Source organism: Saccharopolyspora shandongensis (genome assembly GCF_900106995.1).
GTDB lineage: Bacteria > Actinomycetota > Actinomycetes > Mycobacteriales > Pseudonocardiaceae > Saccharopolyspora > Saccharopolyspora shandongensis.
Genome location: NZ_FNOK01000059.1, coordinates 1 through 13,829, shown reverse-complemented (window position 1 = coordinate 13,829; position 13,829 = coordinate 1). Strand labels below are relative to the sequence as shown.

Below are 13,829 nucleotides of genomic sequence, written 5' to 3'. Positions count from 1 at the left end.
ACTCCTCAGCCGAGATGATCACGCGACGCCGAGGATGGCACGGATGCCCTTGCCGTGCACCCGAAAACACGCCGCGGCGCCGCGTGTCTCACGCCTCAGGACGGCCACGCGTCCACCTTCGTCGCGTTGTCGCCGAAGACGAACGGGTTCGTCTCGCACTCGGCGATGAAGTCGCCGGGGAAACCGAGCCGGAACTCCACTGCGGAATCGAGCTCTTCGACCGCCTCAGCGGGCAGGACGAGGTCGGCCGCGCCGACGTTCTCGACGATCTGCGCGACCCTGCTGGCTCCGACGATGGGCAGCACCGCCGGGGATTTGCTGCGGGTCCACGCGATCGCCACCTGGGCCGGCCGGACGCCCAGCTCGTCGGCGACCTTGCGGACGGCGGCGGCCGCCGCACGATCCCGTTCGGTGAGCGCGGCGGGATCGACTCGCCGGCCTACCGCGCCGGAGAGCACCCCGGCCGCGAGCGGCGCCCACGTCGTCACGCTCATCCCGAACGCCTCCGCCATCGGCAGGAGCTCCCGCTCGACGTCCCTGTTCAGCAGGTTGTAGGGCACCTGCAGGCCCGCGAACGGCGTCCAGTCCCGCCACTGCGCCAGCGTGTTCGCGCGGCTGACGACCCACGCCGGAGCGTCGGACACGCCGATGTGGAGGATCTTCCCCGCCCGCACGGCGTCGTCCAGGGCGCGCATCGTCTCCTCCACCGGGGTGTGGCGGTCCCAGATGTGCACCCAGTAGATGTCGACGTAGTCGGTGCGCAGGCGGCGGAGGCTCTGCTCCAGCGACAGCACGAGGTTCTTGCGGTGGTTGCCGGAGGCGTTGGGATCGGCGGCATCCCGTGACAACGTGTACTTCGTGCCGATGATGAAGCGGTCGCGCCGGTCGACGACGGTGCCGAGCATGCTCTCGCTCTCGCCGTAGGCCGAAGCGGTGTCGAGGACGTTGCCGCCCGCGTCGGCGTAGGCGTCGATGATGCGGCGGCATTCGCGCGCGTCGTCGATGACCATGGTGCCGAGGACGAGTTCGGAAACGCGCAGGCCGGTTCGGCCGAACAAGCGGTATCGCATCGTCACATCACCTCCGTGCCGGCCGCCGCACGACGGGCGCGGGTTCGAGTTCGGAGGTACTCGATGCGGGTGGAAGCACTCATGCCCACCAGGCTGTTGCGTGCCGGTTGCCGGAGGGAGGCCCTGTCGGGGCCCGTCTCCCGGCCGATCCGCTTCTACCGCGCGCACGGCCACCTAGACTCGGGCGCGTGACCGACAAAGCGCTGGGCAAATTCCTGCGAGCCCGACGGGAAGCGACCGCACCGTCCGAGGCCGGGCCCTCGCTCGGGCCGCGCCGCACCCCGGGCTTGCGCCGGTCCGAACTGGCCGTGCTCGCGGGCATCAGCGTCGAGTACCTGACGCGCCTGGAACGCGGCAGCGATCGCAGGCCGTCCGGGCAGGTGCTCGGCTCACTCGCCGACGCCCTGCACCTCTCGCCCGAGGAACGCGTGCACCTGCACCGCCTCGTCAAGCTCAGCGACGGAGCGATGTGTCCGCAGGCGACCGCGCCGGTGCGCTCGTTGCGCCCCACCCTGCGCGCCCTGCTCGACCGGTTGGAGCCCGGTTCCGCGTTCATCGCCGACTCGCAATCCGGCATCCTCGGCCACACCGAGGGATTCCGGCAGCTCGCGATGCCGATCGGCGTCCTCGACACCGACTCGCCGAACCTCGCGCGGTTCGTGTTCACCGACGCCAGGGCGCACACGACGTTCCCCGAGTGGGATCGTGTCGCCGACGAGCAGGCTGCGGCATTGCGCGCGGCGGCCGATCTCGGCGATCAGATGTCGGCAGCGCTGGCCGACGAGCTGTCGGTGACGGCGGGCGCGGAATTCAGCCGCCGGTTCGCGAGCGCAGCGACCCTCCCGCCCTCGACCGGCATCCAGCGGTGGACGCACCCCATCGCCGGCGAGATCCGCCTGGCCTACGAAAGTCTCGCCATCCCAGGCCCCGACGACCACCGCCTGGTCGTCCACCTCGCAGCCGACGCGGCAACCTCCGAGGCGCTCGAAGCCCTGCACACCGGACGCCTGATTCCGGCCCGAACCGGCTGAGCAGGCATCGGCATTCCAGGGAGTTCCGGTTGTGCTCGAGAAAAACCGGGCGGAGTTCAAGTCCCTGTTGGCGCACGAAAGCCCCGGGTCAACACACCCGCCAAGCTGTTGGCGGTGATGTCGTTGTCCTACAACGTGCCCATGCCGTTGTCGCAGACGAGGACGCCACCTGCGACGTGGTCGAGGAGCTCACCAGCCGCGCAGAACTACGACGGTCGCCGCGAGGCAGCAAGACACGTCCCACGCCTGGACCGCTGAGGTCAGTCCCGCGCGGCGGTGCGCCGCAGCAGCGCCAGCGTCGACGCCAGCAGCGCCGCCGCCACGACCGCCTGCGCGAACGCGAAAACGCCCCAGGAGCCGACGTACCGGCCGTCGGACCAGAAAGCGCCGCCGAGGTAGGTGAACTGCGGCCCGAGGAGCAGCGATCCGAGCAGGAGCAGCAATTCCGGGCCGAGGTACGCGGTGACCGTCGCGGCGACGAACGTCCGCTGCGATTCGTCCCCGGGCTCCGTCAGCGCGGTGACCGCGCACAGACCGCCGATGGCCACCACCGGCAGCAGCGCTGCCAACGCGCCGACACCGGCCATCACGGTCATGCTGCCGTATTCATGCGGGATCCCGGCGAAGAGCATGACGAACTGCGCGACGGCCGCTCCGACCACGACGTAGGCGAGCGGGCGCCGACTGGGCGGCACGAACCGCGCCCGCCGCGGCACCGCGTCGAACGGGGCCCACCGCATGACCAGCAGGACGGTGAAGGCGATCACCGCGAAGAACTCCAGCCACACCCACACATCGGCCTCGGCGTGGATCGAGGCGAGCGCGTCCACGAGGCAGTAGACCGCGTTCGCGACGACCAGCCCCACGCCGATCACGCTCCGCCCGCCGGGCCGCTCCATGAGCACGAGCCCGGCGAAGAGCAGGGCGAACCGGATCAGGAAGTACGCGAGTCCGAGGAAGCTGGACGCGGCGATCATGCCGGTGGACACGAACAACGTGGTCGCCGTGACCGCCGCGGCGGCCGCGAACAGGACCTTCGAGCTGCGCACCCAGCCGGGAGCATGGACCCGGCTCCGCCAGTCGCCCTCGACCGGCGGTGGCGCGCTGCGCGCCCGGGACCATTCGAGCACCGCCGCCATCCTGGTCGGCAGGTCGCCGGCGCCCGGCGGGCTGACCGAATTCCGCAGTTCCGCCGCCAGCGCGGACAACGGCGCGCTCGCCGCGCTGGCGGCGACGACGCTCAGCGCGTGCGGCAGCCGCCCGCACAGCTCGATCAGCTCGTCGGCAGCCTGCCGCTCGGCCGCCAACCGGTCGTCGCCCAGCCGGCGGGCCAGCAGCTCGCGCGCCTCGTCCGCGCCGAGCGGGTCCAGGGTGATCGAGCGGGCGCCTTCGGCGATCAGGCCGGTCAGCTGGTTCCGGCTGGTCACCACGACGAACGCGGTGGAACCGCCGGGCAGCAGCGGGCGCATCTGCTCGGCGTCGCGGACGTCGTCGAGCACCACCAGCACCCGCCGGTCCGCCAGCAGCGTGCGGTACCGGGCGGCCTGCGCCGCCGGGTCCGACGGGATCTTGTCGTCCCCCAGCGCTTCCAGGAACCTCCGCAGCACGTCACCCGGCCGCACCGGCCAACCGGAAGCATCGGAACCCCGCATGTTCGCGTACAACTGGCCGTCGGGGAACCGCTCGGCCACCTGGTTCGCCCAGTGCACGGCCAACGCTGTTTTGCCGATGCCCGCCGTCGCCTCGACCGCCGAGACCACCACCACGCGGGCGGACTCCGCCAGCACCGCGTTCAACGCCGCGGTCTCGTCCACCTGCCCGGAGAACGACGCGACGGCCGGCGGCAGCTGCCGGGGCACCACCGGATCCCGTTGCCGCCCACCGAAGTGAACGCCGCCATAGACGTTGCCGACCTGAGCGACCGGCCCGTTCACGGTGCCGCTCTGCTCGTTGTTGGTCTCGCCCTCATCGCCCACGAGCCACCCACCCCATCCCACCAGGCCCAATGCGACGTTCCGCCGACGATCTTAGCGCCGCGGCGACGGCCCGAGAGCGGAATCCCGCACCACGCGGGCGAATCAGCGGCGTGCGGCGACGAAAGCCTCGAACTCGGCCCGCTGCTGCGGGGTCATCACGTCCTTGGGGACGACCATGGCCTGCACCTTGCCGAACATCACGTACCAGACCTCGGGGGTCTCCACCACGTGATCGAGCCCCGCCCACCGGCACCGCGACTCGACCAGCGGGTAGGCGATGTGCATCCACTCGTCGTTCAGCGTCAGGTGGTACCCGTGCTGGATGGCGGCGGCCTGGCTGCGCATCCCCATCGCGACCATGATCGGCTCGATCGCGAACACCACCGCCACGCCACCGACGACGGCCGCGTACGCGAACGCCAAGGATGGGTCCAGCACGATCAGGACGACGCCGAGGACGGCGAGAACCCCGCCCAGAACGCGAGTGAGCCGCAGGTACGGACGGGACAGGAACCGGATCGTGCGCCGCATGCGCTGCACGTCGTGGGGCACCTCTAACGACATCTGCACCGACGCATCCTAGACGCGAGCCCACCCCACCGTCCACAGTGTCCCGTCGCGGACGGCACCCGGCCCCGCAACCGCTCCCGCAGGACGGGCCTCGGCCACCGAGCCGCCATCCGGCCTTCACCTTTCGTCGATCAGGCGCGCGTTCCCGGCCGTCCGCGCCGATCGCGGTCACCAGCCGCGAGCCGTTGAGCGCCTCGGGCATCCCGCTGGCCGCCGTCGCTGACTTCGACGGCAAGGGGCTCGAGTTCGCGCTGTCCCCGGACGGATACTCGCGGTATCCCGCCACGTTCCCGAACGGCGTCGACTTCCGCCTCGCGGAACCGACGACGCGCGCAAGGCCTGGAGCTACCTGCAGCCCGGTCCCGCCGACTCCTGGGCCGGCCGGCGCGACCACCGGTTCCGGCTCCGCTGCGACCTCGCCGCCGCGCCCACCACCGGCGTGGACCTGGCGCTGTGGCTGATCGACAGCCACGCGACGATCCCCGGTTCCGCGGTGCTCGGCATCAACGGGACCACCGTCGACCGGCTGGTCTTCGCGGGCGCCGCGACGAAGGGTTCGACGCTGGGCGACAGCACCGCCGCCGGATCGCCGCTGAAGCCGTCCTACCTGGATCGGCTACGACGCGATCGGAGTGTTCGCCCGGCGCGGTTGATGTCGCAGGCGACGGCCAGGGCCATCGCTGCGGGGCGCCGACGACCGGTTACCGTACGTTGCGATTCGCGCAGGAGACCTGCACCTCAGCGGCGGGATGGTATCGGTCGAGATGAGCTCGGTTCACAGGGCATCCCTCGGGTTTCGGCCCAGCGATGGCCACGTCGGGCACAAGCGTCACATCGGCATCAAACGGTCATATTTCACCTTTTCGGGCATAATTGCCCGAAGGCTTGACAACGGAACGTGTTCGCGTTCACTCTTTCGTGCCATGAACCTGTCCGACAGCCGGGCAGCCGGACATGGCATCCGGCGAGTCGGTGCGATGGAGGCGGTGCTCGCGACCCTCCGAGACGCCATCGAACGAGGCGAGTACTCGGTGGGCGACAAGCTGCCCGCCGAGGCCGGCCTCAGCAAGGAGTTCGAGGTCAGCCGGTCGGTCGTGCGGGAGGCCCTGCGCGCCCTGCAGGCCCTCGGGCTCACGGCGTCCAAGACCGGCAAGGGCACCTTCGTGGTGTCGAACCGGCCGGTCGAGAACCCCGTGTTCGGCCACTACTCGGCGCGCGACCTCCTCGAAGCGCGCCGGCACGTCGAGGTCCCGGCCGCGGGCTACGCCGCGCGCCGGCACACCTCGGACCACCTGGACGCGCTCACCGAACTGGTGGAGCGGATGGAGCACGAGACCGACAACACCGCCTGGGTGGCGCTGGACTCGCTGTTCCACATCACCATCGCCCAGGCATCGGGCAACCCGGTCTTCGGGAAGGTCATCGAGGAGATCCGGGACGCGCTGGCGAAGCAGTCGACGCTGCTGAACCAGCTCGGTGACCGGCGCGCGGCGTCGAACGTCGAGCACCGGCTGCTGCTGGAGGCGATCAGCGGCCGTGACGAGACCGCCGCGGCCGAGGCGATGACCCATCACCTGACCCACGTCGAAAGCACGCTCAGCAACATCGTCGGGCCCACCGCCACCGCGGTGCCCGCAGCCGATGAGAACGGGGATAGCTGAATCCAATGACCGACCAGACCCTGCAGCCGTCGCAGCGTGGCGACGGCCCGGCCGACGCCGGCGACGCTGGTTACAGCAAGTCGCTGAAAGCGCGGCACATCAACATGATCGCCATCGGTGGCGCGATCGGCACCGGGCTGTTCCTCGGCGCCGGTGGCCGGCTCGCGCAGGCCGGCCCGTCGCTGGCGATCGCCTACGCGGTGTGCGGGTTGTTCGCGTTCTTCGTCGTGCGCTCGCTCGGCGAGCTGATCCTGCACCGGCCCTCCTCCGGCTCCTTCGTCTCCTACGCCCGCGAGTTCATGGGCGAGAAGGGCGCCTACACGGCGGGCTGGATGCACTTCCTGAACTGGTCCACCACGGGCATCGCCGACATCACGGCGATCGCGCTGTACGTGCACTACTGGTCCGCGTTCACCCCGATCCCCCAGTGGGTGCTGGCGCTCATCGCGCTGGCGATCGTGCTGACCCTGAACCTGGTTTCGGTCAAGCTGTTCGGCGAGCTGGAGTTCTGGTTCGCCATCATCAAAGTCGCCGCGCTGGTGCTGTTCATGTTCGTCGGGATCTTCCTGCTGGTCACCCAGCACCCGATCGACGGCAACCTGCCCGGCCCGCAGCTGATCACCGACAACGGCGGGATCTTCCCGGCCGGCGTGATCCCGCTGGTCCTGCTCATGCAGGGCGTGGTCTTCGCCTACGCCTCCGTCGAGCTCGTCGGCGTCGCCGCCGGTGAGACCGAGAACCCCGAGAAGATCATGCCGAAGGCGATCAACTCGATCATGTGGCGGATCGGCCTGTTCTACGTCGGCTCGGTCGTGCTGCTGGCGATGCTCATGCCGTGGGGTGCCTACAGCAAGAGCGAAAGCCCGTTCGTCACCGTGCTCTCGCACATCGGCGTCCCCTACGCCGGCGACGTGATGAACCTGGTGGTGCTCACCGCCGCGATGTCCAGCCTGAACTCGGGCCTGTACTCCACCGGCCGCATCCTGCGGTCGATGTCGATGGCCGGTTCCGCGCCGAAGTTCACCGCCGTGATGAACAAGAACCAGGTGCCCTACGGCGGCATCCTGCTGACCGCCGCCGTCTGCGTGGTCGGCGTCGGGCTGAACTACGTGGTGCCCGCCGAGGCGTTCGAGATCGTGCTGAACTTCGCCTCCATCGGCATCCTCGCCACCTGGGCCATCATCGTGCTCTGCCACCTGCTGTTCGTCCGCAAGGCGCAGCGCGGCGAAGTGACCCGGCCGGGCTTCCGGCTGCCGTTCTCGCCGTACACCGAGATCGTCACGCTCGCGTTCCTCGCGTCGGTGGTGGTCCTGATGGCCTTCGACGAGATCGGCCGGATCACGCTGATGGCCCTGCCGGTGATCATCATCGCGCTGGTCATCGGCTGGTTCCGGGTCCGCGGCAAGATCGACACCTCGGTGCTCGAAAAGGCCGACGGGTGACCCGCACCCCACCGGTAGACGTTCCCGCGCACGTGCCGCTGGTGCACGTGCTGCGGGACGGCCTCGTCGAGAGCGTCCACCACGGCTCGGTCGTGGTGGTCGCTCCCGACGGTTCGATCCTGTTCCAGGCCGGTGACGCCGAAACGGCCTGCTACCCGCGCTCGGCCGCCAAGCCGATGCAGGCGGTCGCCATGGTCCGGCTCGGCCTGTCGCTGCCGCCGGACCTGCTGGCGCTCACCGCCGCCAGCCACTCCGGCGAGCAGATCCACCTCGCCGGCGCGCAGCGGGCGCTGGAGGCGGGCGGGGCGACCGAGGCCGACCTGGGCAACCCGGCCGACCTCCCCTACGACCCGGCCGAGCGGGAGGCCTGGATCGCCGCGGGCCTCCCGGCGCGCAAGCTGGCGCACAACTGCTCGGGCAAGCACGCGTCGATGCTGCACGTCAGCCGCCGGCAGGGCTGGTCCACATCGGACTACCTGGATCCCGCGCACCCGTTGCAGCGCGAGATCGCGTCCACTGTGGAGGAGCTGACCGGACAGCGGATCGCCAACGTGGCCGTCGACGGCTGCGGCGCGCCGTTGTTCGCCGTCTCGCTGCGCGGCCTGGCCACCGCGGCCGGGCGCATCGCCAGCGCGCCGGTCGACAGCCCGGAAGGCGCCGTCGCGCAGGCGTTCCGGGCGCACCCGGAGATGGTGGCCGGTTCCCGCCGGGACACCACGGCGCTGATGGCGGCGGTGCCCGGCCTGATCGCCAAGGACGGCTTCGAGGCGGTGCAGATCGCCGCGCTGCCCGACGGAACCGCGATCGCCCTCAAGATCGCTGACGGCTCCGACCGCGCTCGCCTCCCGGCGACCATCGCGGCGCTGGAGATCGCGGGCGTCGACCCGGGCCTGCTCGCCCGGTTCACCAGCGACAACCTGACCGTCGCCGACGTCCTGAAGAACTGACGCGGGAAAGGGGTGTGCTCGCCGGAGGCTCCGGCGAGCACACCCCTTTCTGGTCTGCCGCTCAGCGGCGTTCGGCGTAGACGCGGCTGGCGTGTTCCACCAGGGCGATCAGGACTTCCTTGGCCGACTCGCGATCCCGGGCGTCGCAGAGGACGACCGGCGTGCCCGCGTCGAGGTCGAGCGCCGCAGCGACCTCCTCCGTCCCGAAGCGCCGCGTGCCCGCGAACTGGTTGACCGCCACGATGAACGGGATCTCGCGGCGCTCGAAGTAGTCCACCGATGCGAAGCAGTCCGGCAGGCGGCGGGTGTCCGCAAGCACGACGGCGCCGAGCGCGCCTTGCGCGATGTCGTCCCAGAAGAACCAGAAGCGGTCCTGCCCCGGCGTGCCGAACAGGTAGAGCACGAACTCGTCGCGCAGCGTGATGCGGCCGAAGTCCATCGCCACGGTCGTGGTGGTCTTCTGCTCCACCCCGGCCGTGGAGTCCACGCCGACGCCGGCCTCGGTGAGGCGCTCCTCGGTGTGCAGCGGCCGGATCTCGCTGACCGCGCCCACCATCGTCGTCTTGCCGACACCGAACCCGCCGGCGACCAGGATCTTCAGCGCGGTGACGGGTCCACCGATCTGGTGGTCAGAGCGCGCGGAGGCCATTGATCACTTCCCTCAGTACGTCTTCGCTCGGCAGTTCGCGCGCCGGCGTGGGGCGTTCGATGCGGACGTGCCCGGAGTCGAGCAGATCCGCCAGCAGCACCCGGACGACGCTCAGCGGCAGGTTCGACCGGGCCGCGATCTCCGCCACCGACACCCGCCTGCCCCGGCAGAGGCCGAGGATCCCGGCCTGTTCCGGGGTGAGCGTCAGGTCGTGCTCGGGCGCGGTGGCGGCCACCACGAGCGTGATGATGTCCAGCGTTCCGCGGTGCGGCCGGGCGCGGCCGCGGGTCATCGCGTACAGCCGCACCATCGGGCCCGCGTCGTCGTCGTACCAGCTCTGGTCGGGCCCGTTCACGACCCGCACCCCGGTGCGACCCGGTCCGTCATCGGTCACCCCCGGCTTGGCCGGTCGAGCGGTCCGCGGCGTGCATGTGCTCCCCGACCTGGTTGATCAGCCGCGCCATCTCGTAGGCGACGAAACCGATGTCGGCGCCCGCGTCGGCGAACACCGTGAGGCAGGTGCCGCCGCCGGCGGCCAGGACGAACAGGTAGCCGCCGTCCAGCTCGATCATCGTCTGCCGGACGGAGCCGGCGTCGAAGTGCCTGCTGGCGCCCTTCGCGAGGCTGTGCAGCGCCGAGGCGACCGCGGCGAGGTGTTCGCCGTCCTCGTTGCGGACGCCCGACGACACGGCCATGGCCAGGCCGTCGTTGGACAGCAGCAGCGCGAGTCTGACTCGCGGCACGTTGTGGACCAGCTCGTCGAGGAGCCAGCTCAGCTCCCCGGATCGTTCGGTCGTGCCAAACATGGATGCTCCTCGTCTCAGGCATCAGCGGGGTCGTCGGTCGCCGCGCCGCGCCCGCGGGCGAATCCCTGCTGGAGCGCGGACATCATGTTTCGCGCCTGGTCGGGCGACAGCGGGGCCGCCGCGGCCGGGTCGGATCGCTTGCGGTTGTCCGCTTGCAGCCCGGCGGCGAGGCTCGCCTGGCGGGTCCGGCGCGGCAGACCCCCGGTGTCGGGTTCCGGCGCGGGCTCGTCGGCCACCACCGGCTCCACCCAGACCTGCTGCCGCGCCGGAACCGCGGTCCGGACCGGCAACCTCGTCGCGATCGCCTTCTTCGGCGGCCGCACGGGTTCGTCCGGTTCGGACGGCTGGTCGCGGGAGTCCGCGGCCGGTTCCGGCGTGAGGATGGACATCGGCAACAGCACCACGGCCGTGGTACCACCGTAGGGAGAGCGGCGCAGCGACACCGAGATGTCCTGCCGGTTCGCAAGGCGGCTCACCAGGAAGAGGCCCAGCCGGTCGCTTTCGAACAGCTCCAGCCGGTGGGCCTCGGCGATCAGCCGGTTGGCCTCCGCCAGCCGCTCCGGGCTCATGCCCAGGCCGCGGTCCTCGATCTCCACCACGAACCCGGTGCCCACGGGCTCGCCGTGCACCAGCACTGTGCTGTCGGGCGGCGAGAACGACGTGGCGTTCTCCACGAGTTCGGCGAACAGGTGCGTGACGTCGGAGACCGACGAGCCGAGCACGGACAGCCCGGACATCCGGCGGACCTCGACGCGCGCGTAGTCCTCGACCTCGGAGACCGCCGAGCGGACCAGGTCCATCAGGGGCACCGGCTGGCGCCAGGCCCGACCGGGTGCGGCACCGGACATGATGATCAGCCCCTCGGCGTGTCGGCGCATCCGCGTCGCCAGGTGGTCGACCCGGAACAGATCTTCCAGCGCGGCCGGGTCTTCCGTCCGGCGTTCCATGCCGTCCAAGATGCCGAGCTGGCGGTGCACCAGGGCCTGGCTGCGCCGGGCGAGGTTGACGAACACCCCGGACACACCCGTGAGCAGTTCGGCTCGTTCGGCCGCGGCCTGCAGCGCCGAGCGCTGCACCGCGTTGAGCGCGTCGCCGACCTGGCCGATCTCGCCCTCGCCGGGCGCGACCACCGGGACGTCGGCATCGATGTCGATCTTCTCCCCGGCCCGCAGCCTGCGCATCGCCTGCGGGAGCCGCCGATTCGCCAGTTCCAGCGCCGAATCTCGCAGGCCGACCAGCTCGATCACCATGCCGCGGCCGATCCGGACGGAGACCACCAGCGCGAGAAGCACCGCAACCAGGCCGAGGAGCACGGTCCACGCCGCCTGCGTCGTCACCGACCGGCTCGCCGCTTCCGCCGCCGCGGCGCCCGCGGCACGTGCGTTGGCCTGGCTGGTGTCCACCGCCTGCGTCAGGGCCTGCACCGCGCCGCGCCACTGGTCCGGGGCGAACGTGACGGTGCCCGCTTCGAGCATGTCCTTCTGCATCGCCCAGAGGGAGCGATAGGCGTCGCCGTCGACCAGCCGCCGGTACGCCTCCTGGTCCGCAGCCGGGAGTTCGGGCAGCAGGCCATCGGTCAGCACGTCCTGACCGCCGAGTGCGACGGCGAAGGCCCGGTGCTGCTCGGGCGTCATCCTCGCGCCCACCGGCACCGAGGTCACGATCGCGTCCTGCCGGTCGATCGTCTCCGCCAGGCGGCTGTGCTGGAGGACGACCCGTGCGGCCGCGGCCGCCTGCCCGTCCTGCACGGTCGTCAGGACTTCCTCCACCGCGAACGCGCGCTCGATCGCGGCGGAGTACTCGACGTAAGCGCTGGTCCAGTCCGCCGGCCGAGAGTTCTGGAACCGGTCGAGGTCCTGGACGAGCACGTCGATGCGGTCGTTCACGTCGGTGGCGAGGCTCGCGATGTCGGACCTGGCCATGGTCACGCCGTCGAGCAGCGCCGTGGTGGCCTGCGCGGTGCGCGCGCGCTCGGCGACGAAGGCCTGCTCCGCCGTCGGCTGCGGCGCAGCCAGATACCGCACGGCCGCAGCGCGCTCGTCCTGCAGGCTGCCGACCAGGTTCCGGACCGGGCCGGCCAGCTTCTCGTTGAGCTGCTCGACCTGGTGCAGCGTCCAGGCGCTCTGCACCGCCGAGACCGTGGCCATCGACCACAACGCCATGAGCGAAACGACCGGGACCGCGAGCAGCGCAACGGTCTTCGCGCGCACCGATTTCGGTTGCAGGCGCGGGAATCCAATGCCGGAATACCGGCGCTTTTCGGGCATGAACCATCCATCCCGGATTTTTTGAGAAACGACTGTTGCGGACACGGCGGGCGGCCGATCAATTCACGCGATGCGCGCGGCGGGAACTTCGTTGATCAAATTCTTCCGGCGGTCGGCTCCGCGGGATTCTCCGACGCTTCCCCGGCGTCGGCCGAATCCGGCTTCCGCGACGCGTTCGGCGAAATCGCGACGAACGCCGAGGTGAGGAACAGGTACGAGCCCAGCAGGACGGTGAGCGGGAAGATGAACTGCATCGGCGAGGCGCCGACCACGGGCACGTCCACGTCGTGCAGGTGGACGCTCACGGCCGCCATGCCCGTGTAGTGCATCGCGCTGACCGCCACGCCCATCACCAGCGAAGCGCCGAACGCGGCCAGCGAGCCGCGGATGTTCAGCGTCGCCCACAGCGCGGCGGTCGCCGCGGCCACGGCGATGACCACGGACAACGTGACGACTCCGGGGGCGTAGCTGACCATGCCGGAAAGCCGCATCGCCGCCATCCCGACGTAGTGCATGGCGGCCACCCCGACGCCGGAGATCAGGCCGCCGACGAGCACCGCCAGCACCTTGGAACGGCTGTAGCCGACCGCGAAGACGCCGATGCCGACCACCACGATGGCGACCACCAGGCTCAGCACCGTGAGCGGGACGTCGTAGCGCACGTCGGTGCCCGTGACGTGGAAGCCGAGCATGGCGATGAAGTGCATCGTCCAGATGCCGGTGCCGATCGCGACGGCGCCGTTGATCAACCAATTGCGCCGCGAGCGGCCGGTCGTCGCGAGCGCGCGCACCATGCAGCGCAAGCCAAGCGCCGCGCCGACGCACGCCATCACGTACGACAGGACCGGTGTCAGCCAGCCGAAACCGAACTCCGTCATCGAGCCTATCTGACCCATTATTCCCTAAAGCGTGTAGGCGGCACCTGTCAAGAGCGACCCTCATTGCCCCGACTGGCCGGTCACGTCGAATGACCATACTCAGATCACGCGCCGATCACAACCACTCTCCACAATAGATTTTCGAGTGACGATCTATGCGCGGCGCGTGATTCCCGGCCACATACGACGCGGTTAATGCTCCCTTAATGATCTTTTGGTATTTGGGTGATCTTGGTTCATAGGCGGAGTCCGGTGTGGTCGAGAAAGGAGAAGCACAGTTGGTAGCTGTTGCCTATGCGGTCCAGGCCGGTGCCCGCGGCGGTATGTGCTTCGTCGATGTGCTCGGGGCAGAGGTTGGCCAGCTCGGTTGTTTTGATGTTGCCCCAGACTTGTTCGACTGGGTTGAGCTCGGGTGCGTAGGCGGGCAGCCGCTCGACGCGCAGCCAGTGTCGTTGGGTGGCCAGCCAGGCTTTCATGTCTTTCGAACGGTGGGCGGACAGTCCATCCCAGATCAAGGTTGCCGGATCTCCAC

13 protein-coding genes are annotated in these 13,829 nt (G+C 70.2%); 4 read left to right on the top strand and 9 right to left on the bottom strand.

Annotated features, from left to right (window positions below; translation table 11 throughout):
• Positions 1–95: 95 nt before the first annotated feature.
• Positions 96–1,070, bottom strand: coding sequence for an aldo/keto reductase (locus BLW84_RS38085; RefSeq protein ID WP_093276086.1), 975 nt, complete (start codon positions 1,068–1,070; stop codon positions 96–98).
• A gap of 188 nt (positions 1,071–1,258) precedes the next feature.
• On the opposite strand from BLW84_RS38085, the gene BLW84_RS38080 reads away from it, so the two are divergent.
• On the top strand, positions 1,259–2,101 hold the full coding sequence (locus BLW84_RS38080) for a helix-turn-helix transcriptional regulator (RefSeq protein WP_093275980.1): 843 nt from the start codon (positions 1,259–1,261) through the stop codon (positions 2,099–2,101).
• 260 nt (positions 2,102–2,361) lie between these two features.
• On the opposite strand, the gene BLW84_RS38075 is transcribed toward BLW84_RS38080, so the two are convergent.
• Both BLW84_RS38075 and BLW84_RS38070 read right to left on the bottom strand, forming a co-directional pair.
• The gene (locus tag BLW84_RS38075) at positions 2,362–4,077 is read right to left on the bottom strand and encodes an NB-ARC domain-containing protein (protein WP_177226918.1); all 1,716 of its coding nucleotides are present in this window, start codon (positions 4,075–4,077) and stop codon (positions 2,362–2,364) included.
• A 102-nt stretch (positions 4,078–4,179) separates the two neighbouring features.
• A complete protein-coding gene (locus BLW84_RS38070; protein WP_245761674.1) occupies positions 4,180–4,641 on the bottom strand; it encodes a YcxB family protein in 462 nt (153 codons plus the stop codon).
• A gap of 983 nt (positions 4,642–5,624) precedes the next feature.
• Here BLW84_RS38070 and BLW84_RS38060 point away from each other — a divergent pair.
• From BLW84_RS38060 to BLW84_RS38050, 3 genes are read left to right on the top strand one after another with little or no spacing between them, the layout of a single operon-like run.
• The gene (locus tag BLW84_RS38060; RefSeq protein ID WP_177226922.1) at positions 5,625–6,308 is read left to right on the top strand and encodes a FadR/GntR family transcriptional regulator; all 684 of its coding nucleotides are present in this window, start codon (positions 5,625–5,627) and stop codon (positions 6,306–6,308) included.
• 5 nt (positions 6,309–6,313) lie between these two features.
• On the top strand, positions 6,314–7,750 hold the full coding sequence (locus BLW84_RS38055) for an amino acid permease (RefSeq protein ID WP_093275968.1): 1,437 nt from the start codon (positions 6,314–6,316) through the stop codon (positions 7,748–7,750).
• Entirely contained in the window at positions 7,747–8,697 is a 951-nt protein-coding gene (locus BLW84_RS38050; protein WP_245761670.1) for an asparaginase, read from the top strand. The genes BLW84_RS38055 and BLW84_RS38050 overlap by 4 nt, the downstream gene beginning before the upstream one ends.
• Positions 8,698–8,758: 61 nt before the next feature.
• Here the strand turns inward: BLW84_RS38050 and BLW84_RS38045 are convergent, their stop codons facing one another.
• The 6 genes from BLW84_RS38045 to BLW84_RS38020 all read right to left on the bottom strand — a co-directional run.
• On the bottom strand, positions 8,759–9,346 hold the full coding sequence (locus BLW84_RS38045; protein WP_093275965.1) for a GTP-binding protein: 588 nt from the start codon (positions 9,344–9,346) through the stop codon (positions 8,759–8,761).
• Positions 9,327–9,701, bottom strand: coding sequence for a DUF742 domain-containing protein (locus BLW84_RS38040; RefSeq protein WP_245761669.1), 375 nt, complete (start codon positions 9,699–9,701; stop codon positions 9,327–9,329). Before BLW84_RS38040 ends, BLW84_RS38045 begins: the two co-directional genes overlap by 20 nt.
• A 28-nt stretch (positions 9,702–9,729) precedes the next feature.
• Positions 9,730–10,152 (bottom strand): roadblock/LC7 domain-containing protein, encoded by a 423-nt coding sequence (locus tag BLW84_RS38035; RefSeq protein ID WP_093275963.1) that lies wholly within the window; start codon positions 10,150–10,152, stop codon positions 9,730–9,732.
• Positions 10,153–10,166: 14 nt separating this feature from the next.
• Positions 10,167–12,419: a sensor histidine kinase gene (locus BLW84_RS38030; protein ID WP_093275961.1), complete on the bottom strand. Its 2,253-nt coding sequence runs from the start codon at positions 12,417–12,419 to the stop codon at positions 10,167–10,169.
• A gap of 95 nt (positions 12,420–12,514) precedes the next feature.
• Positions 12,515–13,297 (bottom strand): MHYT domain-containing protein, encoded by a 783-nt coding sequence (locus BLW84_RS38025; RefSeq protein ID WP_093275960.1) that lies wholly within the window; start codon positions 13,295–13,297, stop codon positions 12,515–12,517.
• Between the two features lie 236 nt (positions 13,298–13,533).
• Positions 13,534–13,829 (bottom strand): transposase (locus tag BLW84_RS38020; RefSeq protein WP_143061248.1); only part of this gene is annotated, 296 nt, incomplete at its 5' end.

What these genes read in the sequence shown, in the direction of transcription:
- BLW84_RS38030 (WP_093275961.1), bottom strand. Translation starts at nt 12,419, where the DNA reads ATGCCCGAAAAGCGCCGGTATTCCGGCATTGGATTCCCGCGCCTGCAA.
- BLW84_RS38035 (WP_093275963.1), bottom strand. Translation starts at nt 10,152, where the DNA reads ATGTTTGGCACGACCGAACGATCCGGGGAGCTGAGCTGGCTCCTCGAC.
- BLW84_RS38025 (WP_093275960.1), bottom strand. Translation starts at nt 13,297, where the DNA reads ATGACGGAGTTCGGTTTCGGCTGGCTGACACCGGTCCTGTCGTACGTG.
- BLW84_RS38060 (WP_177226922.1), top strand. Translation starts at nt 5,625, where the DNA reads ATGGAGGCGGTGCTCGCGACCCTCCGAGACGCCATCGAACGAGGCGAG.
- BLW84_RS38045 (WP_093275965.1), bottom strand. Translation starts at nt 9,346, where the DNA reads ATGGCCTCCGCGCGCTCTGACCACCAGATCGGTGGACCCGTCACCGCG.
- BLW84_RS38085 (WP_093276086.1), bottom strand. Translation starts at nt 1,070, where the DNA reads ATGCGATACCGCTTGTTCGGCCGAACCGGCCTGCGCGTTTCCGAACTC.
- BLW84_RS38070 (WP_245761674.1), bottom strand. Translation starts at nt 4,641, where the DNA reads ATGTCGTTAGAGGTGCCCCACGACGTGCAGCGCATGCGGCGCACGATC.
- BLW84_RS38055 (WP_093275968.1), top strand. Translation starts at nt 6,314, where the DNA reads ATGACCGACCAGACCCTGCAGCCGTCGCAGCGTGGCGACGGCCCGGCC.